A 23,336-nucleotide genomic window follows, 5' to 3' on the forward strand; every position below is an offset into this window, starting at 1 on the left:
GCAAACGTACATGAACGCGACGTGCTCTGATGAGCGATGAGCAAGACATGTGAAATGAGACTTGAAACAGTCCTTCCAAGACAACTGTTTTCAAGCAAACATAACCTCCTTAGGAGAGCTTAATGGAACGCCTTTTGGTTCTCGTCCGTCACGGACAAAGCGAATGGAATTTGAAAAACCTGTTCACCGGCTGGAAAAACCCAGACCTGACAGAACAGGGTGTTGAAGAAGCAACAACAGCCGGTAAAAAACTCAAAGAAATGAACCTGACATTTGATCTGGCGTTCACTTCTGACCTGCTGCGCGCTCAACACACTCTTAAGCTGATCCTTGGTGAGCTTGGTCAGGAAGACCTGCCAACATCAAAAGATCAGGCTCTGAATGAGCGTGACTACGGTGACATCACCGGCATGAACAAAGATGAAGCTCGTCAGAAATTTGGTGAAGAGCAGGTTCATATCTGGCGTCGTTCTTTCGACGTTCCTCCTCCAGGTGGTGAAAGCCTGAAGATGACTGCAGAGCGCACCCTGCCTTACTACCGTTCTGACATTCTTCCTAAAGTTCTCGAAGGCAATCGCGTGATTGTTGCTGCACACGGCAACTCCCTGCGTTCCCTCATCATGGAACTTGAAGGACTTTCACCTGAAGAAATCCTCAAGCGCGAGCTCGGCACAGGCAAGCCTGTTGTTTATCGCCTTGATGAAGAAGGTAAGGTTCTTTCTGTTGAGGACCTGGCAGAAGTTTAAGCCACCCTCAAAATTCAGAATCATAAAAAGCGGCTCTTCGGGCCGCTTTTTTATTTGGCTGAGTTGAGCTGCTCTGGAATGGCTGAATTAGAATTGTAAAAATATAAATATTATTCACACAAATAGTCTTTGTTAAAATACTAAGTATGTGAAATTAAATACACTTAAAATTATCAATAATAGATAATGCATGCGTCATTATTATTTGCCTTGCGCTACGTAAGATTCGATGCAAGCCTCTCCATGCATACAGAAAATGTATGACCGCATTAATATATTAATTGAGAGGACAACCTATGAAGTTTTCAGTAGCAAACGACGGTCGCCCAGCATCTGCTCAAGCAAAGCCAGCAAAGTTGAATGGTGGCCTTGCTCCAAAAGATGAAGAGAAAAAACCAAAATAATTTAATGTGTGAGGCAGTTTAGGCTGCCTCGCTTCATTTTTGCAGAGTGTTTTATCTGCGAGGGAATTCCTGTGAAGTTTGTAAGAATGGTCAAATCTGCCCCGGACGTTGTTAAGGCAGATGGAACGAACCTTGGCATGATGCCAGCCCGGGCAATGAAGTATTGTGAACCCCTCCTTACTGCTTCGCGTCAGGGCTACTATGTTTATCCGCCAGTAGATTTTTATCTGATGTGGACCGGATCTGAGGTCCTCTATCGGCTTGGCGCCGACGGCGAGTGGACCCTGCTGGATCGGTTGTATCTTACAGACTTCGTGGAAGATTACCAAAGCTCCTGTCCGGAAGGGCTGGAGGATTACTACCCCCCATTCCTGGATGTGTTTCCTGAAGGCGACATCGTTCAGATCGGCGCTGGTTACAGCCTGATCGGCGATGAAGGTCAGTGCCATTGGGTCCGCGGCCCAATCAACCTGCCGTCCAATGCAGGCTATGATTGCTTTGAAGCGATGATTGACTCCAGCTGGTTCTGTTCACCGCTCTTCATCAATATCAAGCTTCGCAAACAGGATGTCCCAATCAGCTTCCCACGCCACCGGCCTTTGTTGCAGGTCGTGCAGTTGCCCAACACGATCCTGCCGAAGACACCGATTGTCCAACCGGAAATCACCGAGATGGACGGCAGCTCCCAAGAGTTCTGGCAGGCCTGGGCAAGAAGTTACGACAAACGCAATGGCGGGCGTTCTGGCAGCTACGCCAGCGAACAGCGCCGCATCAACACTCAATATGCAGTCGCCGACTAGTCGCTCCTGAAAAGGCATCAGAAAGCCGATGATCGTAGCCAAAAATTTGAACCGCAGATTTCGTCAGCACATCGAAGAGCAATCAATGTTCTTCGTCGCAACAGCTGCTGCCACAGGGCATATCAACCTGTCCCCCAAAGGCATGGATACCCTCAGGGTTTTAAGTGACGAGCGCATCATCTGGCTGAACCTGACCGGTATTGGCAATGAAACAGCCACCCACGTGCAAGATGATGGCCGCATGACGCTCATGTTCTGTTCGTTCGGCGAGCAACGCCTCACGCTTCGGGTGTTCGGAACGGCAAAGGTCATTCATCCAAGAGATGAGGACTGGGCCAAACTGGTCGCTCAGTTCCCCGACCTGCCGGGGTGCAGACAAATCTTCGACCTTGATATCGAACTCATTCAGACGTCTTGCGGCTCAACAGTCCCGCGCATGGATTTGGTCGATACGCGGGTTGAAAAGGAATTCCTGCCTTACTACGAGACGATGGATCGTGAGGAGCTGGAGAACTACTGGCGCAAGCACAACGCCACAAGTCTGGACGGTTTGCCCACCAATATTCTGGAGCCTGCCTGAAATCATCATTGGATGTTTTAACGAAAGTCGGGTTTAGAGCTGCAATTGAACCTATATAAGACACGCACACACAGAAGATCTGAGAGGCGTGTTTTATGGGATTGTTGGTGTTGGTGCGCCACGGGCAAAGCGAATGGAATGCGCTGAAGGTTTTCTCAGGACAGGCCAATCCTGAGCTGAGTGCCAAAGGCATTGAAGAGGCCCGAAACGCAGGTCGTACTCTCCATTCTCAGGCAATCCAGTTCGATCTGGCCTATTCATCAGGCCTTAGGCGCGCCCGCAAAACACTGGATCTCATCCTTGAAGAAGCTGAGCAATCTCATCTGCATGTCATTGAGGACAAGCTCTTCAATGAAAGGGCCTATGGTGATCTCACAGGCATTCCTATCGAAAGCGCGGTTCAGGAACACGGTGCGGAGCAAGTGCACCAATGGCGCCATTCATTGCACGCTGTGCCACCCGGTGGTGAAAGTGTGGAGATGACGGCCAACAGAGCCCATGGTGTGTTCAAGCACCGTGTTCTGCCTCAGCTGATGAATGGAAAAAACGTCATCATCTCCTCGCACCGGAACACAATTCGAGGACTGATCTCGAAGATTTGCAAGCTTAATCAAAAAGAGACCGAGCGCATGCACATCGGCACCGCACAGCCGCTCTTCTTTAAGGTAAACAGCGCAGAGGATATTCAGCAGATCAGCAAATAAAAAAGGCAGCCCGTAAGCCGCCTGAATTGATATTTTCAGTTCGCAGTGTGCTAGGCTTTAAGAGTGAAGCCAGTCTGCTCTGCAATCTGGTTAAGCGGCTTTTCAGGGCGCGCACCAACGTGGCTGATAACCTCACCAGCACAAAGGCAACCCAGCTCAGCACAATCGCTCAGGCTGAAATCACGCGCCAGACCAAACAGGAAGCCAGACGCAAACAGGTCTCCAGCGCCTGTCAGGTCACGCACACCGCCAATAATCGCGGAAGCTGGCACATGTACAGTTTCCTCGCGAGAAATCGCCATAGCGCCTTCTGAGCCCAATGTCAGCGCGGTCAGTGTGCAATCCTCGCGCACCATCGCAATCGCAGTTTCAATGTCAGAGGTCTGGTAGAGCGCTTTGAGCTCATGCTCATTGGCAAACAGAATGTCGACTTTGTCTTCGCGGATCAGCTCCAGGAACTCATCCCGGAAACGATCAACGCAGAAGCTGTCTGACAACGAAAGAGACACCAGCTGCCCTGCTTCATGGGCAATCTTGGAAGCTTCAAGAAACGCATTTTTCGCCGCTTCTTCGTCCCAGAGATAACCTTCCATGTAGGTGATCGCAGAATTGGCAACCACGTCGCGGTCGATATCAAACGCAGTCAGCTTGGTCGCTGCACCCAGATAGGTGTTCATGGTCCGCTCACCATCAGGCGTAATCAGGATCATGGACCGACTGGAAGGCAAGTCATCACGCAAAGGTCCGGTTTTGAAGTGAACGCCGATACTATTCATATCATGGCGATAAACTTCACCTATTTCGTCGTCGGCCACTTTGCCAAAATAAGCCGGTTTGCCGCCCAAAGATGCGATGCCAGCTGCCGTGTTCCCGGCACTTCCGCCGGAAATGCGGGTTGTTTGGCCCATCTTATCGTAAAGCCGCAGCGCTTCATCAGTATCAATGAGGCGCATAGATCCCTTAACTAGAGATTGCTCAACGAGAAAGTTATCTTCCACATGAGAGAAGACGTCAGTGACTGCATTGCCGATGCACAATGCATCAAACTTGAATTCAGACATGTAAAGTCCTTGTAACTAGCCCGGATCACAAGCGCCCGGAACGATACATAGGTGACTCACCGTTGGAGCAAGGCCTACAACTGTTATTTCCCTGGTGTAGGACGCAAAGCACGGTTAGCCTCAGGTTCCCGAATTTTTTCGCGGAACGGGCTAGCGTTGTACACCCCAAGAATATTCAGTTCAGTCGAATAAAACGCCAGCTCCTCAAGTGCAAGGGCTACGTTGGGTTCTTCTGGGTGTCCTTCAATATCTGCGTAAAACATGGACGCGAAAAACTGACCTTCAAGCTGATAGGATTCCAGCTTCGTCATGTTGACGTTGTTGGTCGCGAAACCGCCTAACCCTTTGTAAAGAGCAGCAGAAACGTTTCGAACACGGAAAATGAAGGTCGTGATGATCGGCTGGCCAGTGTTCGCAGTCTGCTTTTTCTCGCGAGAGAGGATCACGAAACGGGTCGTGTTATGGGCAGCGTCTTCACAATCACGTGCGAGGATATCCAGACCATAAACATCAGCGGCAAGCTCTGGAGCAAAGGCCCCGATTGTTTTGTCGCCGCCTTCAACAACCTGGCGTGCGGATCCAGCTGTGTCAGCGCCAATAATCGGCTTAAGGTTATGATCGCGAATGAAGTTTCGGCATTGTCCAAGTCCCATGATATGGCTTTGAACACTCTTCAGCTCTTCCAGCTTGGTACCTTTGATGCCCATCAGCTGAAACCGAATCGGCATGAAGTATTCGCCGATAATGTGCAGATTGCTGCGAGGAAGCAGGTGGTGAATGTCTGCAACGCGTCCCGCGACCGAATTTTCGATCGGGATCATGCCAAGTTCTGCTTCTCCGGTCTCGATCGCGTGGAAGCAGTCTTCAAAAGTCGCGCAAGGGATAGCTTGGTACTCTGGGTAAACGGCGTTGCACGCCATATGGGAGTTAGCTCCCACTTCTCCTTGAAACACGACTTTGCGCTGATCTGACATCACTATACTCACGGCAATTTAGAAACCTGATACATTTGAGGCTTCGCCAACAGTCGCGAAAAAGCCCCTCGCACAAATTGCCCTAGATGTGAGGGATTGCAAACCTTAATAATACTCAGAGGCGAAACTTAAGGTGAAAAGACCTCAAGAATGAACGCGTTTGCGGTCCTGTTGAGCGCTCTGCAATGAAATCCCCAGATCTAAAAGCGCTTTGGTGTGATATTTTGTCGCATTCTCTTGAGTTCAGGTAAATTGGTTGCGCTGCGCCTTCACTGCAATCTGAATTGGCCTGAGCGGGATATCCTCGAATAAATCAGTAGTTTATAGCCATTTTAAACTGCTGACCGGCGAGAGTTGTTGTGTTCCTTGGTTTTTTGAGCTCTCAAACATCAACCTGTGGTCCACATCACTGCAAAAGTCCTAGGAAAAACACTAATTAAATTATGGACAAGTGCCCGAAAATAACTGTAGTTTCCCAGCAAAATACACATATCGAGTTAGGTGCCGTGCCTGCTGCATGAAGGCTAGCCTAACCAAATATTCGGAGCGTGTGAGCTATGAATTCGTTTGAACTGAACAAAATTGCCGGCGCAATTCTGTTCGCCTTGGTTGTATTCATGGGCCTGAATGTTTTGACGGAAGTCATCTTTGCGCCTCATGGAAACGAGAAACGCGGTTTTGAGATTGAAGTCGCTGGTGCCGACAACGGTGCAGGTGATGAAGCTGCGGAAGAAGTCAAGGTCGTCTCAATTGAAGAGCTGCTCACCACTGCTTCTGCGGATGCTGGTGCGAAACAAGCTAAAAAATGTGCAGCTTGTCACACCTTCGATCAGGGTGGAAAAAACAAAGTTGGCCCGGGCCTCTGGGGTGTTGTAGGTCGCTCACCTGCATCTCATGATGGCTTCTCTTATTCCTCAGCGATGCAGGAATTTGCGGCAAACAATCCTGAGTGGTCCTTTGAGCAGCTCAACGAGTTCATCAAAGCACCTAAGAAACATGTTTCTGGTACATCCATGGGCTACGCTGGTCTGAAGAAAGACAAGCCACGTGCTGACCTGATCGCTTACCTGCGTTCACTTTCAGACAACCCAGTACCGATCAATTAATATTGAATTGATATCCCTCCAACATATGTGAGGGTAGAATTGTTAAAGAGCCGGGATTTGATCCCGGCTTTTTTATTGTCTGAATTTGCGTGAATGCTAACCTTTTCCTCGTTTCTTCCAGTTAAATTTTTGTCATCTTGGCAAAAGACGTTGTAGCGGAAGTGTTTTCAGCCGTAATCTTAGTTTAAGTTTGGCTGAAAGCTGCAAGAAAAGTTCAATTTTCAGCGCGTGGTGTTTTTTCTACGCTAGAACTACTGATTGTATTTATGGAGGAATGCTGTGCGTACCAGACTATATAGCTCACTGACAGGTTTGGCGCTTGCCATTGCAAGCCTGACATCCTCCGCAGCAATTGCTGAAACCAGTGAGCCTGGATGGCGGTATGCAGACTCCCTCATCAGCGCTCCCCAGATGCCGGAAGGTTTCGCGCACTTCCCCTATGTCAATCCAGATGCTCCCAAAGGGGGCAGGGTGCGGCTCTCGGCAACCGGCACCTTTGACAGTTTGAACCTTGTGGCATCAAAGGGCATTCGTGCAGGTGGACTGGGCCTCATCTACGATACCCTGATGACCCCATCAATGAGCGAGTCCTCGACTGAATATGGCTTGATCGCTGATGCGATGAAGTATCCCGAGGACTTTGCGTGGGTGGTCTATCGCTTGCGCCCTGATGCACGCTGGCACGATGGCAAGCCAATCACCACAGAAGATGTGGGATGGTCATTCGATCAGTGGACCACGCAAGATCCTTCCAGAAAATACTATTATCGTCATGTTACGGGCTATGACATTCTGAACCCGACAGAGATCCGCTTCAACTTCGATAAACCGGGTAACAGAGAAGCCCCGCAAATCCTTGGTTCTCTCTACATCATGCCAAAGCATTGGTGGAATGAGAAAGATGCCTCTGGAAATGCGCGTGACATTTCCAGAAGTACCTTGGAAGTGCCTCTCGGCTCTGGTCCGTACCGTATTGGAGAAGTCGTACCAGGGCGTTCAATCTCATTTGAGCGCGTTGACGACTATTGGGGGCAAGATCTGAATGTGAATGTTGGCTCCAACAACTTCGACACAATCGCCTACGATTACTACCGCGACGAAACCGTGCAACTTGAAGCCTTTAAGGCTGACCGTTTTGACTGGCGCACGGAAACCACGGCAAAGAACTGGGCAACGGCCTATGATATTCCTGCCGTAAAAGCCAACCATGTCGTGCTGGAAAAATTCCCGCAGACGTATCGTGGTAGTGGCTTGATGCTGGGCTTTATTCTCAACACCCGCAAAGAGAAGTTTCAGGATCGCCGCGTGCGCCGGGCATTGAACTATGCTTTGAATTTCCAGGAAATGAACCGCACGATCTTCTTTGATCAATACAGCCGTTTCACCAGCTACTTCGACGGAACAAAGCTCGCATCTGCAGGCCTGCCAGAAGGGCGTGAGCTGGAAATTCTGAAGTCTTTGAAAGCGCCAGTGCCTGAAGCCGTCTTTACAGAGCCCTACGAGAACCCGGTATCCGAAGATTCCCGTCAGGAGCGTGCCAACCTGAGAAAGGCAATCGGCCTTCTTAGAGACGCTGGCTACGTGCAAAAGCAAGGTAAGCTCGTCAACAAAGAGACTGGCGAACCATTTACAATCGAATACCTGATGAATGGTGGCCGTTTTGAGCGTGTAGCTCTTCGTTATCAGGCCTCGCTGAAGAAGCTGGGCATTGACCTGCAGCTGCGCGTCGTCGATAGCTCACAATATGTCAACCGCGTCCGCAGCCGTGATTTCGGCATGATTTACACCGGCTGGGCGCAGTCTCTTTCTCCGGGCAATGAGCAGAGAGAGTATTGGGGCTCAAATGCAGCAGACAGCGAAGCCTCTCAAAACTATGCGGGTATCAAAAACCCTGCCATCGACGAGCTGATTGATATCATCATCAACTCTGATGATCGTGACGAGCTGGTTGCTGCAACTAAGGCTTTGGACCGTATCCTGATGTGGGAGCAATACGTTGTTCCTGGTTGGACATCTCCATTCAGCCGCGTTGCGCGGTGGGATCGTTTCGCACACCCAAAACAGCTTCCTGAATTCTCCATAGGTTTCCCAACCGTTTGGTGGTGGGACGAAGAAAAAGCCAAGAAGATAGAGGAGGCCAATTGATGACGCTTAGCCAAATCAGTAGACGTAGCTTCCTGCACTTCAGCGCGGCCACTGCGGCAGCCTTTCTGGTGCCCGGTGGAGCCCTGCCGGTTCAGGCGGGAACCTTAAGCCACGGCCTCTCTGTCTTTGGTGATCTGAAGTACCCAAAGGATTTCACGGCGTTTGACTACGTCAATCCGCAAGCTCCGGTTGGTGGCAAAATCGCCATGACTGCGCCGAGCTGGGGCTACAATCAGAACCCGCAGACCTTCAACACGTTCAACACCTTCATCCTCAAAGGAGATGCCCCACCGCGTATGGAGCTCTGTTTTGATAGCCTGATGGTGCGTGCCTATGATGAGCCGGATGCCGTATATGGTCTGGTGGCCGAGAGCGCTCTGGTCTCTGAAGACGGCAACTTCGTCACCTTCAAAATTAGGCCAGAAGCCCGGTTCCATGACGGATCAATGCTTAATGCAGAAGATGTTGCCTTCAGTCTGAACCTTCTGAAGGAAAAAGGGCACCCGATTATCAGTCAGTCCATCAAGGAAATGGTCTCTGCGACCGCACCGGATGAACACACTGTCACGGTCGCTTTTTCAGGTAATCACAGCAGGCAACTTCCCTTATTGATAGCAACTCTCCCTATCCTCTCAAAAGCGTACTACACCCGCTACAACTTCGAGGCGTCAACACTGACACCGCCGTTGTCCTCGGGACCATACATGGTCGGACGCTATGAGATTGGCCGGTACATTGAGTACAAAAAAGTAGAGAATTACTGGGCAAAAGACCTACCGGTCAACAATGGGCACCACAACTTTGAGATCATTCGCCTCGACTTCTTCCGCGATCGACAAGCAACATTTGAAGCCTTCAAGAAAGGCCGCTTAACGTTCCACGAGGAGTTTTCCTCCAAGACCTGGGCGACGGAATACAACTTCCCTGCATTGACAGAGGGACGTGTTGCCAAGAAGGAGTTTGCCATCCGCCTCCCATCAGGCGCGCAAGGCTGGTTCCTCAACACGCGCAAAGAAAAGTTCTCCAATCCCAAGGTCCGTGAAGCGCTCGGCTACGCCTTCGATTTTGAGTGGTCAAATTCTGCGCTGTTTTATGATCTGTACACCAGAACCCAGTCGTTCTTCGAAAACTCGGAGATGAAGGCTGTTGGTCTGCCAAGCGATGCCGAACTGGCCCTGCTTGAACCTTACAAGAAAGACCTGCCAGAAGGGGTCTTTGGCGAAGCGATCACACAACCGGTTTCCAATGGTTCAGGTCAGGATCGCAAACTCCTCAGAGAAGCCTCGCTTCTGCTCAAAGAGGCAGGCTACTATAGACGTGGTGAGCAATTGATCGGGCCTGATGGAAAGCAGCTGGAAATGGAGTTTCTTTCCAACTCGCCTGGTTTCGAACGAGTTGTACTACCATATGTCAAGAATCTCAGACTGTTAGGCATTGAAGCAAGCTTCCGCGTCGTTGATCCGGCACAGTTCCAGAAGCGTGTAGATGATTTCGATTATGACATTGTCGGGCATCGTTTTTCTCTGACACCGACACTCGGGCCGAGCATCCGCAACTTCTGGACATCGGCTTCTGCGGAAACCTTCGGATCTTACAATCTCTCGGGCATCAAGGTGCCTGCTGTCGACGATTTGGTGGATAAGGCGCTGAATGCATCCTCGCGTGAGGAAATGATAACCGCTGCCAGAGCATTGGATAGAGTTCTGCGTGCAGGCTATTACTGGGTGCCGCAGTGGTTCAAAGCCTTCCACACAGTAGCTGTCTGGGACATGTTCGGCATTCCGAATGATATGCCGGCATATGCCTTCCCCGTAGAAGCGACGTGGTGGGTGGATTCAGAAAAAGCCGCTCGCATCGGCAAGGAAAGTTAGGGACAAAGAAGCCCATGGGCGCCTATATTCTGCGTAGATTGCTTTTGATGATCCCGACCCTTATCGGCATCATGGCAATCAACTTTGTCATTATTCAGTTCGCACCAGGCGGACCAATTGAGCAAGTTATTGCTCAATTGCAAGGGGATAGTGTATCCGCAACCAGCCGCATTTCGGGTGGTGGAAGTGATTTTGGAAGTTCTGCCGCAGCCAATCAGGGCGGAGGAGACAGTGCAGGATCGAAGTATCGAGGGGCACAAGGCCTTGATCCGGAATTTATCAAGGAACTCGAGGTCCAGTTTGGCTTCGACAAGCCCCCTCTGGAGCGTTTCGGGCGTTTGATCTTGGACTACGCGACCTTCAATTTCGGTGACAGCTACTTCCGAGACATTGCTGTTGTTGATCTGATCGTCGAAAAACTACCGGTGTCCATCTCGCTGGGCCTATGGATGACGCTCATCTCCTATGGCATCTCGATCCCCCTTGGCATTCGCAAAGCAGTAAAAGACGGCACCTCGTTCGATGTCTGGACATCCAGCATCATCATTGTGGGCTATGCAATCCCGGGCTTCCTGTTTGCAATCATGCTGATTGTTCTCTTTGCCGGCGGTTCCTTCTGGGACTTTTTCCCGCTCCGAGGCCTCACCTCAGAGGGGTGGAGCGACATGTCATGGCCACAGCGGATCCTCGACTACTTCTGGCACTTGGTTTTACCGCTGACTGCAATGGCACTGTCTGCCTTTGCAACAACAACGCTTTTGACGAAGAACTCCTTCCTCGATGAGATCCGAAAGCAATACGTTCAAACCGCCCGCGCCAAGGGTCTGACAGAGCGTCAGGTGCTTTACGGTCATGTTTTCCGCAATGCGATGCTTATCGTGGTTGCTGGCTTCCCGGGCGCGTTCATCTCGGCGTTCTTTGCAGGCTCACTCCTCATTGAGACGATCTTCTCGCTGGATGGCCTTGGTCTGTTGGGTTTTGAATCGGCGCTCAACCGCGACTATGCAGTTATGTTCGCGACGCTCTATATATTCTCGTTGATGGGTTTGATTGTGAATCTGGTTTCGGACCTCACCTACACCTGGATTGATCCCCGGATCGATTTTGAAAGCCGGGAGGTGTAACGAGCAATGGACACACAACTCGAAAAACGCCTTCAGGATCAGGGCTACGAAACAATCAATCCGCTGCCAGAGCAGACACAACCGCCTGAAAAGCGGCAAAAGCTGTCACCGCTCAATCAGCGCCGCCTGCAGAACTTCAAAGCCAACAAGCGTGGATACTGGTCCCTCTGGATATTCCTCGTCCTGTTTGTGCTCGCACTGGGCGCAGAGTTCATCACCAACGACCGCCCAATCCTGGTTTCCTATAAGGGCGAGTTACTAATGCCGGTCTTCACGGATTACCCGGAGGAGAAATTCGGCGGCTTCTTGGCGACAACGGACTATCGTGATCCGTTTATTCAGGAAGAGATCGACGCCAACGGCTGGATCCTCTGGCCTCCGATCCGCTATTCCTACCAGACGGTCAACAATGAAATCCCTGTCCCGGCACCTGCTCCTCCAAGCTGGATGATGGACAAGGAACTGCGTTGTGAGCGTTATGCAGAGGGTGTGAACGATCCAAACTGTACAATAGGCAACTGGAACTGGCTCGGTACGGATGATCAGGGCCGGGATGTTCTTGCCCGTCTTGTCTACGGATTCCGCATCTCCGTGCTCTTCGGTCTGGCTCTTACATTGGCGTCGTCCGTCATCGGCATTGGCGCCGGTGCTGTGCAGGGCTTCTATGGTGGTTGGGTTGACCTTGGCTTCCAGCGCTTCATTGAAATCTGGACGGCAATGCCGACGCTCTATCTCATCTTGATCATCTCGTCGGTGCTAACGCCGGGGTTCTGGATCCTGTTCTCAATCCTGCTCGCCTTCTCCTGGGTGGCCTTGGTCGGCGTAGTCCGGGCGGAATTCCTAAGAGGCAGGAACTTCGAATACATCTCCGCAGCGCGAGCCTTGGGCGTTTCCAATGGCACGATTATGCGCCGCCACCTGCTACCAAACGCGATGGTGGCAACACTCACCTTCATGCCGTTCATCCTGAATGGCTCTATCTCGACGCTGACAGCGTTGGATTTCCTCGGCTTCGGTCTGCCTCCGGGCTCCGCTTCGCTGGGTGAACTGCTCAAGCAAGGCAAGAACAACCTTCAGGCGCCGTGGCTTGGTATGACCGGCTTCTTCGTCCTGTCGATCATGCTCAGCCTGCTGATCTTCATTGGTGAAGCGGTCCGCGACGCCTTTGATCCACGCAAAACCATGAACTGAAGAAGGGAGGATCGCACATGACTGATAATCAAACGCTCCTCTCTGTTGAGGACCTTTCCATCGCCTTTCGACAAGGTGAAAAGGAAAATCTCGCCGTCGACCAAATCTCCTTCGAGATCAAAGAAGGTGAGACTGTCGCACTTGTGGGCGAAAGCGGCTCGGGCAAATCTGTTTCAGCTCTATCCGTGCTCAAGCTGCTGCCCTATCCAGCTGCCAGCCATCCAACTGGCAAGATCGTCTATCAGGGTGAAGACCTGATCGGTGCGACGGAAAGCGAAATGCGCCGTGTGCGTGGCAACAAGATCTCCATGATCTTTCAGGAGCCTATGAGCTCACTGAACCCACTACACACCATCGAACAACAGATTGCGGAGATCCTGAAGATCCACCGCGGTCTTGGTGAAACCAATGCCAGAAAGCGCGTGCTGGAACTCTTGGACCAGGTCGGTATTCCGAATCCGGAAGAACGCCTGAAATCCTATCCGCACCAGCTCTCTGGTGGTCAGCGCCAACGTGTCATGATCGCCATGGCATTGGCAAACGAGCCAGACCTGCTTATCGCAGATGAACCAACAACGGCACTAGACGTCACTGTTCAGGCGCAAATCCTGCAATTGTTGAAAGACCTGCAAAAGAGCACAGGCATGGCCATGCTCTTCATCACCCATGACCTTGGCATTGTGGGTCGGATCTCTGATCGGGTTTGTGTGATGACACAGGGCAAAATCGTGGAGCAGGGCGATACCGAAGACATTTTCGAAAGCCCTCAACACGAGTACACACAGCATCTGCTGGCAGCAGAACCTAAGGGGCATCCGCCTGCAGGTGACACCAGCCAGCCAATTGTCGTAGAAGCAAAAGACCTCAAGGTCTGGTTTCCCGTCAAACGCGGCTTCCTGCGTAAAACAGTCAGCCACATCAAAGCAGTCGATGGCATTGACGTTACCGTTCGCGCTGGGCAGACACTCGGCATTGTGGGCGAAAGTGGATCAGGAAAGACCACGCTGGGTCTTGCTATCCTGCGTATGATCTCCTCAAACGGTCAGATCAGCTTCAACGGCTCTGATATTCAGGAACACTCCTGGAAACAGATGCGTCCGCTGCGCCGGGATATGCAGATTGTGTTTCAGGATCCATTTGGCTCCCTGTCACCGCGTATGTCAGTCTCTGAGATTGTTGGCGAAGGCCTCAAGATCCATATGCCAAACCTCACGGCGAAGGAGCGGGAAGCCAAAGTGGCAGCTGCTCTGGAAGAGGTGGGGCTGGATGCAGCCACAAGGTTCCGTTATCCGCACGAGTTCTCTGGCGGGCAGCGACAGCGTATCTCGATTGCGCGAGCAATGGTGTTGGAACCAAAGTTTGTGATGCTGGATGAGCCAACGTCGGCGTTGGATATGAGCGTTCAGGCACAGGTCGTCGACTTGCTCCGTGATCTGCAAAAGGCTCATGGATTGGCGTATCTGTTCATCTCGCACGACCTCAAGGTCGTCCGTGCACTTGCTAATGATGTGGTGGTTATGCAGCATGGCAAGGTGATGGAGGCGGGAACGTCAGATGACGTCTTCGACAATCCGCAGACCGAATACACCAAGGCTCTGATGGCGGCTGCATTCCGTCTGGAAGCAATTGAGGGTGGCGTTATCAGCTCTTGATGGCTGCACTGCCGTATAAGCTCAATAAACAACAGATACTTAATCCATGGCCGATCACCCGGCCATGGTCAAATCGGGCTTGCTGTCTCAATAAGAACTAGGTTCCGACAACAACATCCTTGCCAACTTTTAGCGTAACCTTGCCACTCGCTTCCATCAGCTGAATTGGTGTTCGCTTAACGGCTTCGGCCATTGCCTTAGTATATCCGCCATCACCTTTCAGTGAAGTTGGTTTGAAATTCTTCAGTTTGGAATCTTTGCTCACTTCATCAAGAAACTTATCTTCAGCGCGTTTCTTTTTTTGCTTGAGCTCTTTGAGGAAGGCGTCTTCGGTTTTTTCATCTACCTTAGCTTTCTTGAAAGCAGCCTTGATCTTGCTGGTGTCTTTGTAGACCTTTTCGATATCATCGAATGTCAAAAGCACGGCCATCAGGATCTCCTTCTTTTTGTTCTCTTGGATCAACGGCCAGTATCACGCTAGGGACACTACTTGCGCATTCTTACCATAGGGTAACAAAAGGAAGTGGAGGTTGAAGCATTCAAGGCAAAGCGCTTGAACATCGAGCGGAGAACTTACATCCACCGCCGGACACGCGCTTTGTAGGCAAGGTACTCTTGGCCAAAGTTCTCTTCCAGAAGCTCTTCTTCAGGCTTGATCTGGAACAGGGTGATGTAGACAGCAAAACCCAGAGCAACCGGAATGGCGAACACGTTCCCCTGAAAGATAGCCCAGCCAAGCAAAATGAACTGTAAGCCAAGATACATCGGATTGCGCGTTTTGGAGTAAATTCCGTCAGAAACAATCGCGCTCGCATTTTCAGGATGTGTAGGGCTTGTTGTTGTCCGTGCTCTGCGAAACTCAGAAAGCCCGGTCGCTCCAAAATAACCACCAGCTCCGATGCCAATCACAAGAAAGGCTGTCTCTGCACCATGCAGATTGATATCTCCGGGAAGCAACACTGCAACCATCCATATGATAACCGCAAAGCTAAAGAAGACGGCCACAGGCGGGAACCTGAGTTTTAAATTATCCATAGTGGTCCAGTAGTTTGTTGTTCCAAAAATGCAGGAAGCCTATGAGCTCTCAGAGAGCGCCAGCTTAACACCAAGCGCGCCAAACGTAGCTGCAAAACCCCGTTTGAGCCAAGCCATAACTTTTGGGCGGTTGATCACATAATCGCGTGCCAGTGATGCCATTGCGCCATATCCAATGAAAACAACAAACGTAAGTGCCATAAAAACAAAGGCATGAAACAGTAGAGCAGATGTTGCATTTTCACTGCCGGGAGAAACGAACTGAGGAAGGAAAGCGAGGAAAAACAGAGACAGCTTAGGATTCAGCACGTTGAGCAGAATACCGTCGAGCGCGGTACGAGAAAGAGTTCTCTCGCGGCTCTCACCACTCACTTCCAGCGCACCACCACTGCGCAAGATGCTCCACGACATGTAAAGCAGATAAGCAACACCAAGGTACTTCAGAATCTGAAAGGCAAGGGCGCTGCTGTGAAAGATAGCTGCCACCCCAACAATGCTTGCCAAAGCCGCAGGAACAATCCCAAGCGTACAGCCAAATGCAGCAGCAACACTCGGTTTAAGTCCTTTCCCAAGCCCAATAGCAATCGTGTAAAGCACACCAGTGCCGGGCAGCAGGACAACAATGAAGGACGTTAGAAGATACTCAAGTGTCATGGAAGAGCTCACAAATCGATGGCAGGCAACAGAAGCACCAGTCTATCTGATAGCTAAGGCGTGTCCAATGGACTCGAAGAAAATGACCCCAAAATAGGTGGGAATGGAAAGGCGACAGACGCCTTCCCACATCGCATGACTGAGTTAGTCCAGCTCGTGGTCTTTGCCAGCAATGGCTGCTGCAAAGTCTTTTGCTGAGAATGGTTCAAGATCGTCTACACCCTCGCCAACACCGATAAAGTGCACCGGCAGGCCGTACTTGCGGGCAATCGCCACCAGAATACCGCCGCGGGCCGTGCCGTCCAGTTTGGTCATCACAAGGCCAGTTACACCAGCAACTTTGCCGAAGATCTCCACCTGAGACAGAGCGTTCTGGCCAGTGGTCGCATCAAGGGTCAGCAAAGTGGTATGCGGTGCGTCAGGAACACGCTTGCGGATCACTCGAATGATCTTCTCAAGCTCATCCATCAGCTCTGCTTTGTTCTGCAAACGGCCAGCAGTATCAATCAGCAGCACATCTGTGCCGTTGCTAAGAGCGGTATCAACTGCATCGTAGGCAAGGCCAGCAGCATCAGCGCCGGTATCGCGCGCCACAACTTCAGCACCTGTGCGCTCACCCCAAACTTTCAGCTGCTCAACAGCAGCAGCACGGAATGTGTCACCCGCCGCGAGCATCACTTTCTTGCCCTGCTCATGCAGCAGAGAAGACAGCTTGCCGATTGTGGTGGTTTTGCCTGTACCGTTCACGCCGACCATCAGAACGATGTGTGGCTTATGACCGCTATCAAGGTCCAGCGGTTTGGCGACAGGTTCAAGGACGCTTTCAATCTCTTCAGCAAGGATACTTCGGACTTCTTCGCCTGAAATTTCCTTATCATAGCGCCCGTCAGATACACGATCGGTAATCGCAATCGCTGTATCAATGCCAAGGTCTGCTTGAATCAGGATATCTTCCAGCTCTTCAAGAGTATCTGCATCCAGCTTGCGCTTGGTGAAGATTGAGCTGATGCCCTCGGATAGGGCATTGGAAGAACGGGAGAGCCCAGCTTTAAGACGTTGGAACCAGCTCTTCTTTACTGGAACATCTTCTCCAGTTTCCTCAGTTCCCGGAGTGTCTCCAGCTTCTTCAGCCTCTCGGCCCTCTTCGACCGCTCCAGTTTCCTCGTCTGCTCCTTGTCCTCCGCTTTCCCGAACACTTTCAGAGCTTCCTGCTTCTTCAGATCCTTCCGCTGTTCCTGATGCTTCAGAGATCTCATCTGTGAGAACGGGTTGTCCATCGGCAGTATCCTCAGCAACGGGCGCAGCATCATCGCTGACCTTCGGGGAAAGTATATCTTGCTCAGGCTCAACGTCTGCTGAATTTTCCTCATGCAGATCGTCATTATCCAGGTAAGCGGTCTCTTCGAGGGCTTTGGTTTCGGCCTCATCCAAATCATGAGGCTTATCAGAAGCTTTCTCTTCAGGCGAAGACTCCGACTTAGATACGAGCTCTGGATTTTCCAGATCAAGAGTTTCATCTGCGACTGCTTCAGCTGTTTCTTCAAGGCCTTTAACAGGGTCAAGCGGAACGGACTGAACGCTTTCTAAAGACTCACGCAGCTCTGCACTATCAGGAGCTTTTTCCTCCTGCAGGCTCTGTGTTTCTTCTGAGGAACCGCCAAACAGGCGACTGAAAAAACCGCGCTTCTTTTCGCTCATGCTGGAAAGATACCTTTGAAATGTAAAAGCTTAAGCTGCTTTGCCAAGTGGCTCTGCAATTAGATGTCTTTCGGTATGCCCTGTAATGCGTGCGGAGACAAGCCTTCCGGCAATATCCGCATCCAGTTCAACCTGAGTAAATTGCTCGGTGCGACCAAGTCCCTCACGCTCAATCAGGATCTCGCGCTTTTTGCCCACTTCAGCCCGGAGGTGAGCCAGCAAAGCTTCCTGACCTTTTTCACGAAGGCGTGCAGCGCGCTCTTTAATAATCTTGCGATCAAGCTGCGGCATACGGGCCGCTGGAGTGCCTGGGCGTGGAGAGAATGGGAACACATGCAGATGTGTCAGCCCACACTCATCAACGATGCGCAGGGTGTTCTCAAACATCTCATCAGTCTCGGTCGGGAAACCGGCAATGATGTCAGCGCCGAAAACAACATCCGGGCGCATCTTGCGTACGTCTTCGCAGAACTGGATCGTATCTTCACGAGAATGACGGCGCTTCATGCGCTTGAGGATCATGTTGTCGCCAGCCTGCAGGGAAAGGTGCAGATGCGACATCAGACGATGATCATGCGCAATCACTTCCATCAACTCATCATCAGCTTCAATGCTGTCGATGGAGGACAGACGCAGGCGCTTTAGATCAGGAACCATCTTCAAAATCTTGGAGCAAAGCGTTCCAAGCTTCGGCGTTCCTGGCAGATCAGCACCATAGGACGTAATATCAACGCCGGTCAGAACAATCTCGCCATAGCCGTTGTCGACAAGGCGTTTAATCTGGTCAATCACCACGCCCATCGGCACAGAGCGTGAGTTACCGCGGCCATAAGGGATGATGCAGAAGGTGCAACGATGGTCACACCCGTTTTGGACCTGCACGAACGCACGGGAGCGTCCTTCCAGTCCATCGATCAGGTGACCAGCGGTCTCGCGCACGCTCATAATGTCGTTGACGCGCACCTTCTCGGTTTCTTCAATGCCAAACTGAGCGACACGGCCATAAGAGGCGCGCTCCAGCTTTTCGGAGTTACCAAGAACCAGATCCACTTCACCCATCTCGGCAAAGGTTTCAGATTCCGTCTGGGCCGCACAGCCGGTCACAATAATACGTGCATCCGGATTTTCGCGGCGGGTTTTGCGAATGGTCTGTCGTGCTTGGCGGACAGCTTCGTTGGTCACGGCACATGTGTTGATAAGCACGGCATCCTTAAGGCCCGCGGCCTCAGCTTCGCGCTTCATCACTTCCGACTCATAAGCGTTCAGTCGGCAGCCAAATGTCACAACATCAATGCTCACTGCGTAGGCTCCATTGCCGCGTCCCCCGAAGCGGTCTTTGTGTAGGTGAGGGTGTCGAGATTGAGCTCGCCCTCGAATTCAATTGCGGTTTCACCGGTCATCATGATGTGGTCGTTGTCCTCACGCCACTCAATCCCCAGCGGTCCTCCCGGTAGGTGGACGGTGCACTTGCGTGCGGTCCGGCCTGTCCGTGCTGCTGCAACACCCACTGCGCAGGCCCCGGTGCCACAGGCTCGCGTCAAGCCGGCACCGCGTTCCCAGACCTTCATGCGAATTTCGTTTTCGCCAATGATCTGGGCCAGAGAGATATTCGCCTTTTCAGGGAATATCGGGTGACACTCAAGCAGCGGTCCAAACCGCCCAAGGTCGTAGGCTTCAATATCATCCACCCAGAAAATAGCATGCGGATTACCAACATTCACAACGCTTGGCGAGTGCAAAACCGGAGCATCAATTGGCCCGATCTGTAGCTCAATTGCGCGCGTATCGGCAAACTCTTCAGCCAGTGGAATCTGATCCCACTCAAGGCGAGGTGTACCCATATCAACGCTCACCAGCGTTTCAGTGTCAGATGCGTGTGCAATCAGCAAACCAGCGTTGGTCTGAATAGGAACGCTTGGAGTGCCTGCCTCACCCATTAGCAGGCGGCCAATGCAACGTGTTGCGTTACCGCAAGCATCTACTTCGCTACCATCGCGATTATGAATGCGCATAAAGGCATAAGCATCAGAACTTGCAGGCTCGACCGTTATCATCTGATCAAAACCAATACCCTTTTCGCGGTCTCCGATAGCTGCGATTTGCGTCGGAGTTAAGACAACCTTCTTTGCGCGGCCATCAAACACCACGAAGTCATTGCCTAAACCGTTCATTTTCAAAAAGGGAACCAGCGTATCCGCCATGAGCTTGCTTCCATTCATGCGTAATCCGTCAAGAAGGCACTATATGGAGTAAATTACTTTAGATTACTAGGGAAAATGCAGGCAAAAGCCTCACCTGAGACGATTGTGAGGCCAGCTTTTAAAGCCTCCCTAATCGAATTCTCTGGTTTTGCACTAATCCGCACAGACTTCCATTATATCCCCAGGTGCCATTTCCTTCAAAATTTCACGCATCACTTCGGGGTAAACCGCAACACATCCCTCTGTTGGCAGAAAGCCTTCTCGCGCCACATGGAAGAAGATCGCACTGCCTTCTCCTTTAACCGCCGGATACATGTTGCAATCCAGCACAACGACGATGTCATAGAGCCGGTCATCCCGCCACATTTTCTCATGGCTGGGCTCAAACGGCAGATCTACTGGCCGATTATATAGAGCGTCCTGCGGAGAATCACACCATCCATCGCTCTGGGACAGCGGGGAAACTGGCAAATACGTGACTGGACAGGAGCTGCGATCCGAGCGGTAATACACATTCAGCAGTTCAAATTGCCCAATCGGTGTCGCACCGTCGCCTTCGCGCTTTGTATGCGTCAAACCGGACCGCCCAAGTGCACACGCAAATGTTACTGCACCCAGTGTTAGCGTTCCTGAGTGAGGCTCATCACCTGTATGCCGCACAAATAGGGTCTTTTGGGTCTTTTTAAGTAGCTTTGCGGGGGGAGTGGGTACTGCGAGAGGAAGCATCTATGAACCTGTTGTCCTGCGGAAAACACCGGGAGAAACACTCCCAAATAAAGCGGGGGTCACTTACGCGTGAAGTAGATTTTACGAAAAACTTTGAGATTTACCACGTTTTTGCTCGCCTTTTTTTCGGCAACCCTTCATGTATTTATGTGAGATAAGTTTTAGGGCTAGCACCAAAGATTGGTGATTGGGTGAGAATATGACTGCACGTAAAATTCTGCTTGTAGATGACGATAACGATCTGCGCGAAGCGCTCGTTGAGCAGCTGTCGCTTTATGATGAATTTGAAACCACTCAAGCTGACAGTGCTGCGGCTGGCATCAAAAAAGCAAAAGAAGATCATTTCGACCTGGTTCTGATGGACGTTGGTCTGCCGGACATTGATGGCCGTGAAGCTGTGAAGCTGCTGCGTAAAGCAGGCTTTGGTGCTCCAGTCATCATGCTCACCGGTCACGATACAGACAGTGACACGATCCTCGGTTTGGAAGCTGGCGCAAATGACTACGTCACCAAGCCGTTCAAGTTTGCTGTTCTGCTTGCTCGTATTCGTGCGCATCTGCGTCAGCATGAGCAGAGCGAAGATGCTGTGTTCACCATTGGCCGTTATTCCTTCCAGCCTGCTGCAAAGTCCATGCAGGACGACAATGGCGGGAAGGTTCGTCTGACCGAAAAAGAAACTTCTATCCTGAAGTTCCTCTACCGTGCAGGTGAAAAGCCAGTGACACGCGATGTGCTGCTGCATGAGGTTTGGGGCTATAACTCCGGCGTCACCACACATACGCTGGAAACCCATATTTACCGTCTGCGTCAGAAAATTGAGCGTGATCCGTCCAATGCGGAGCTGCTCGTGACAGAAGCTGGTGGATATAAGCTTGTGCCTTGAGGCATAAGCAGCTAATCCAAGAACTATGAGTCTAGCCCGCGACATCGAAATCTTAAGACGTGTTCCTCTCCTCTCGCAATTTTCAGAGGACCAGTTACGCCTGCTCGCATTCAGTGCGGAAACCATGCAGGTGTCTAAAGGTGGAACAATTTTTAATGAGGGTGAGCGGGCAGACGGTGGCATCGTGCTGACAATCGGCAAGGTGCAGCTGGAAACCGGCATGGGGCGCGACGCGCGTCCCAGAGGTACCTACGGCCCCGGTACTCTGTTCGGCGAAAACGCGCTGATGGCTGAGGGCAAACGCCCGGCCCGTGCTGTCGCACTTGAAAATTGCGAATTGATCCGCGTCCGCCGCGCACTCTTCTCCCGCATGCTGCAGGAATTTCCGGAAACCGCGCAAAAGCTTTACGTCGATAAAGCAAACCAGTTTACGACAGCCGCTGCCGCCTTGGCACGCGTTGGTCGCAAGTTGGACGAAGTGGACGCTCTCAACGAACGCCATAAACAAGAAGTTGCTGCTAAGCGTAATTAAGATAGTGGCTCTTTAAAGCGGCTTTTGCACGCGGCTCTCTTTAAAATCATAGATAATCGAGCTCTCAATCTTGGTGATGTAGGCCCGCTTTGTGAACTTTTCAAAGGCAAGGCTTTTCAGGTGCTCGATATCGCGGACACGCAGATGAGCGACGATATCATATGCCCCACTGATGAGCGTGACGGATTTTACTTCCGGTAGCCCAACGACCTCCTGCATGAATTCTTCCACCAGAAGCGCCTCGTGTCTGTCCAGCTGAATGAAGAACATCGCCTCAAAGCCCACTCCATAGGCTTTGGGGTCCACAACCGCATGGCTGCTCTGTAAAATACCACAGTCTTTCAAGCGCTTAATACGCTCATGGCAAGCCGATGGGCTTAGGTTAACCTCTGCTGCCACCTGCTTGTTGGGTAGCAGTGCATTATTCTGCAAAATTTCCAATATAGCGAAGTCTGTTCGGTCGAGGTTGTGAGATGAGGTCATTTTTCGGAATCAATTCGATATTCGGAGGGTATGCGCCGCAGTATATTCGGAGAAAATTTGGAATAAAACCTCTTATAAGAAAATACCCTCAATGGCAGCGAATACCCTTCTCTTTTTGATCACCATTCTAAGTCTGATTATCGTGCCCGGTCCGGATATGCTGTACGTCACCAGCAGGGCACTTGCGAGCGGAAAACCCGCTGCCCTCAAAGCATCTCTCGGCATTTCAGCTGGTTATCTCGTGTTCACCGTTTTGGTTGCTGCGGGTTTTCAGTCCCTTTTTCTGGCGGAACCAAGACTGTTTCAGGCAATCCGCTGGGTGGGGCTGGCCTATCTTATGTACTTGGCCTATCGCCTCTTCTTCGCAAGCGGCATGTGGACTTCAGAAGACGAACAACAAGCACCTGCAGACACCAATGATCTGAAATTCGGCTTCCTCACCAGTTTGCTGAACCCAAAGGGAATGCTTTTTTACTTCTCCCTGCTGCCGCAGTTCTATGTGCCGGAAGTAATGCCTTTCTGGCTCTATGCGCTGGTTTTTGGCATGGTGGCGAGCTTGCTCTGCCTGATTGTCTACTACGGCGTTGGCAGCCTCGTTTCTGGTCCGGCACGCGTGTGGCTTGCAAACAGCAACAACGGCAAACGTGTCTCCATGCTGGCCAGCCTTTGCGTCTTTGCGGTCGGCATCTCTATGGTTGTTGCTGATATAGCTTAAACGTGTCCGCACGATCTTTTGAATAGTGCATTGCCAATTAATCCGTCTGCT

The 23,336-nt window shown here is 51.3% G+C and carries 23 protein-coding genes; 13 read left to right on the forward strand and 10 right to left on the reverse strand.

All coding sequences use genetic code 11. The features are described from left to right. Positions 1 to 122 precede the first annotated feature (122 nt). From PsAD26_RS02340 to PsAD26_RS02355, 4 genes are all read left to right on the forward strand, one after another. Positions 123 to 746, forward strand: a complete 624-nt coding sequence (locus tag PsAD26_RS02340) for a 2,3-bisphosphoglycerate-dependent phosphoglycerate mutase (protein WP_057463063.1) — start codon at positions 123 to 125, stop codon at positions 744 to 746. 475 nt (positions 747 to 1,221) lie between these two features. Beyond that, positions 1,222 to 1,950 carry a DUF6065 family protein gene (locus PsAD26_RS02345; protein WP_208985462.1) on the forward strand — a complete coding sequence of 243 codons (729 nt, stop codon included), beginning with the start codon at positions 1,222 to 1,224 and terminating at the stop codon, positions 1,948 to 1,950. Positions 1,951 to 1,978: 28 nt separating this feature from the next. Next, on the forward strand, positions 1,979 to 2,530 hold the full coding sequence (locus tag PsAD26_RS02350) for a pyridoxamine 5'-phosphate oxidase family protein (RefSeq protein WP_063286355.1): 552 nt from the start codon (positions 1,979 to 1,981) through the stop codon (positions 2,528 to 2,530). Positions 2,531 to 2,625: 95 nt separating this feature from the next. After that, positions 2,626 to 3,234 (forward strand): 2,3-bisphosphoglycerate-dependent phosphoglycerate mutase, encoded by a 609-nt coding sequence (locus tag PsAD26_RS02355; protein ID WP_063301712.1) that lies wholly within the window; start codon positions 2,626 to 2,628, stop codon positions 3,232 to 3,234. Positions 3,235 to 3,284: 50 nt separating this feature from the next. Here the strand turns inward: PsAD26_RS02355 and PsAD26_RS02360 are convergent, their stop codons facing one another. Together PsAD26_RS02360 and PsAD26_RS02365 are read right to left on the reverse strand one after the other, a co-directional pair. Continuing rightward, the gene (locus PsAD26_RS02360; RefSeq protein WP_063286357.1) at positions 3,285 to 4,295 is read right to left on the reverse strand and encodes an adenosine kinase; all 1,011 of its coding nucleotides are present in this window, start codon (positions 4,293 to 4,295) and stop codon (positions 3,285 to 3,287) included. 83 nt (positions 4,296 to 4,378) lie between these two features. Further along, positions 4,379 to 5,269, reverse strand: coding sequence for a prephenate dehydratase (locus tag PsAD26_RS02365; RefSeq protein ID WP_057463058.1), 891 nt, complete (start codon positions 5,267 to 5,269; stop codon positions 4,379 to 4,381). 557 nt (positions 5,270 to 5,826) lie between these two features. Here PsAD26_RS02365 and PsAD26_RS02370 point away from each other — a divergent pair. The 6 genes from PsAD26_RS02370 to PsAD26_RS02395 all read left to right on the forward strand — a co-directional run bounded on the left by PsAD26_RS02370 (position 5,827) and on the right by PsAD26_RS02395 (position 14,358). Continuing rightward, the gene (locus tag PsAD26_RS02370) at positions 5,827 to 6,375 is read left to right on the forward strand and encodes a cytochrome c family protein (RefSeq protein WP_063286358.1); all 549 of its coding nucleotides are present in this window, start codon (positions 5,827 to 5,829) and stop codon (positions 6,373 to 6,375) included. A 279-nt stretch (positions 6,376 to 6,654) separates the two neighbouring features. Beyond that, positions 6,655 to 8,520: an extracellular solute-binding protein gene (locus tag PsAD26_RS02375; protein WP_063309111.1), complete on the forward strand. Its 1,866-nt coding sequence runs from the start codon at positions 6,655 to 6,657 to the stop codon at positions 8,518 to 8,520. Next, positions 8,520 to 10,391 (forward strand): ABC transporter substrate-binding protein, encoded by a 1,872-nt coding sequence (locus PsAD26_RS02380; protein WP_063309112.1) that lies wholly within the window; start codon positions 8,520 to 8,522, stop codon positions 10,389 to 10,391. Before PsAD26_RS02375 ends, PsAD26_RS02380 begins: the two co-directional genes overlap by 1 nt. A 14-nt stretch (positions 10,392 to 10,405) precedes the next feature. Continuing rightward, the gene (locus PsAD26_RS02385) at positions 10,406 to 11,515 is read left to right on the forward strand and encodes a microcin C ABC transporter permease YejB (protein WP_063309113.1); all 1,110 of its coding nucleotides are present in this window, start codon (positions 10,406 to 10,408) and stop codon (positions 11,513 to 11,515) included. A 6-nt stretch (positions 11,516 to 11,521) separates the two neighbouring features. Beyond that, a complete protein-coding gene (locus PsAD26_RS02390) occupies positions 11,522 to 12,706 on the forward strand; it encodes an ABC transporter permease (protein ID WP_063286362.1) in 1,185 nt (394 codons plus the stop codon). A gap of 17 nt (positions 12,707 to 12,723) precedes the next feature. Further along, positions 12,724 to 14,358, forward strand: coding sequence for an ABC transporter ATP-binding protein (locus PsAD26_RS02395; RefSeq protein ID WP_063309114.1), 1,635 nt, complete (start codon positions 12,724 to 12,726; stop codon positions 14,356 to 14,358). 97 nt (positions 14,359 to 14,455) lie between these two features. On the opposite strand, the gene PsAD26_RS02400 is transcribed toward PsAD26_RS02395, so the two are convergent. The 7 genes from PsAD26_RS02400 to PsAD26_RS02430 form a co-directional block, all read right to left on the reverse strand. After that, positions 14,456 to 14,788 carry a hypothetical protein gene (locus PsAD26_RS02400; protein ID WP_063309169.1) on the reverse strand — a complete coding sequence of 111 codons (333 nt, stop codon included), beginning with the start codon at positions 14,786 to 14,788 and terminating at the stop codon, positions 14,456 to 14,458. A 143-nt stretch (positions 14,789 to 14,931) separates the two neighbouring features. Further along, positions 14,932 to 15,393: an isoprenylcysteine carboxylmethyltransferase family protein gene (locus tag PsAD26_RS02405; protein ID WP_063309115.1), complete on the reverse strand. Its 462-nt coding sequence runs from the start codon at positions 15,391 to 15,393 to the stop codon at positions 14,932 to 14,934. A 39-nt stretch (positions 15,394 to 15,432) separates the two neighbouring features. Then, on the reverse strand, positions 15,433 to 16,047 hold the full coding sequence (locus PsAD26_RS02410) for a LysE family translocator (protein ID WP_063309116.1): 615 nt from the start codon (positions 16,045 to 16,047) through the stop codon (positions 15,433 to 15,435). A gap of 144 nt (positions 16,048 to 16,191) precedes the next feature. Next, a complete protein-coding gene (ftsY, locus tag PsAD26_RS02415; RefSeq protein WP_063309117.1) occupies positions 16,192 to 17,745 on the reverse strand; it encodes a signal recognition particle-docking protein FtsY in 1,554 nt (517 codons plus the stop codon). Positions 17,746 to 17,775: 30 nt separating this feature from the next. Then, positions 17,776 to 19,044, reverse strand: a complete 1,269-nt coding sequence (gene mtaB / locus PsAD26_RS02420; protein ID WP_063309118.1) for a tRNA (N(6)-L-threonylcarbamoyladenosine(37)-C(2))-methylthiotransferase MtaB — start codon at positions 19,042 to 19,044, stop codon at positions 17,776 to 17,778. After that, complete coding sequence (dapF, locus tag PsAD26_RS02425) at positions 19,041 to 19,964, reverse strand: diaminopimelate epimerase (RefSeq protein WP_244278129.1); 924 nt, start codon at positions 19,962 to 19,964, stop codon at positions 19,041 to 19,043. Before dapF ends, mtaB begins: the two co-directional genes overlap by 4 nt. A 135-nt stretch (positions 19,965 to 20,099) precedes the next feature. Beyond that, positions 20,100 to 20,564, reverse strand: coding sequence for a L,D-transpeptidase family protein (locus PsAD26_RS02430; RefSeq protein ID WP_084403547.1), 465 nt, complete (start codon positions 20,562 to 20,564; stop codon positions 20,100 to 20,102). A gap of 307 nt (positions 20,565 to 20,871) precedes the next feature. Here PsAD26_RS02430 and PsAD26_RS02435 point away from each other — a divergent pair, with 307 nt between their 5' ends. Both PsAD26_RS02435 and PsAD26_RS02440 read left to right on the forward strand, forming a co-directional pair. After that, on the forward strand, positions 20,872 to 21,555 hold the full coding sequence (locus PsAD26_RS02435) for a response regulator transcription factor (RefSeq protein WP_063309120.1): 684 nt from the start codon (positions 20,872 to 20,874) through the stop codon (positions 21,553 to 21,555). 25 nt (positions 21,556 to 21,580) lie between these two features. Then, entirely contained in the window at positions 21,581 to 22,087 is a 507-nt protein-coding gene (locus PsAD26_RS02440) for a cyclic nucleotide-binding domain-containing protein (RefSeq protein ID WP_063309121.1), read from the forward strand. A 12-nt stretch (positions 22,088 to 22,099) separates the two neighbouring features. On the opposite strand, the gene PsAD26_RS28695 is transcribed toward PsAD26_RS02440, so the two are convergent. Further along, on the reverse strand, positions 22,100 to 22,570 hold the full coding sequence (locus PsAD26_RS28695; RefSeq protein ID WP_084403543.1) for an Lrp/AsnC family transcriptional regulator: 471 nt from the start codon (positions 22,568 to 22,570) through the stop codon (positions 22,100 to 22,102). 91 nt (positions 22,571 to 22,661) lie between these two features. On the opposite strand from PsAD26_RS28695, the gene PsAD26_RS02450 reads away from it, so the two are divergent. Then, entirely contained in the window at positions 22,662 to 23,285 is a 624-nt protein-coding gene (locus PsAD26_RS02450; protein ID WP_057463043.1) for a LysE family translocator, read from the forward strand. The last annotated feature ends 51 nt before the right edge of the window (positions 23,286 to 23,336 follow it).

It is taken from the genome of Pseudovibrio sp. Ad26 (genome assembly GCF_001623285.1).
GTDB classification, from domain to species: Bacteria; Pseudomonadota; Alphaproteobacteria; order Rhizobiales; family Stappiaceae; genus Pseudovibrio; species Pseudovibrio ascidiaceicola.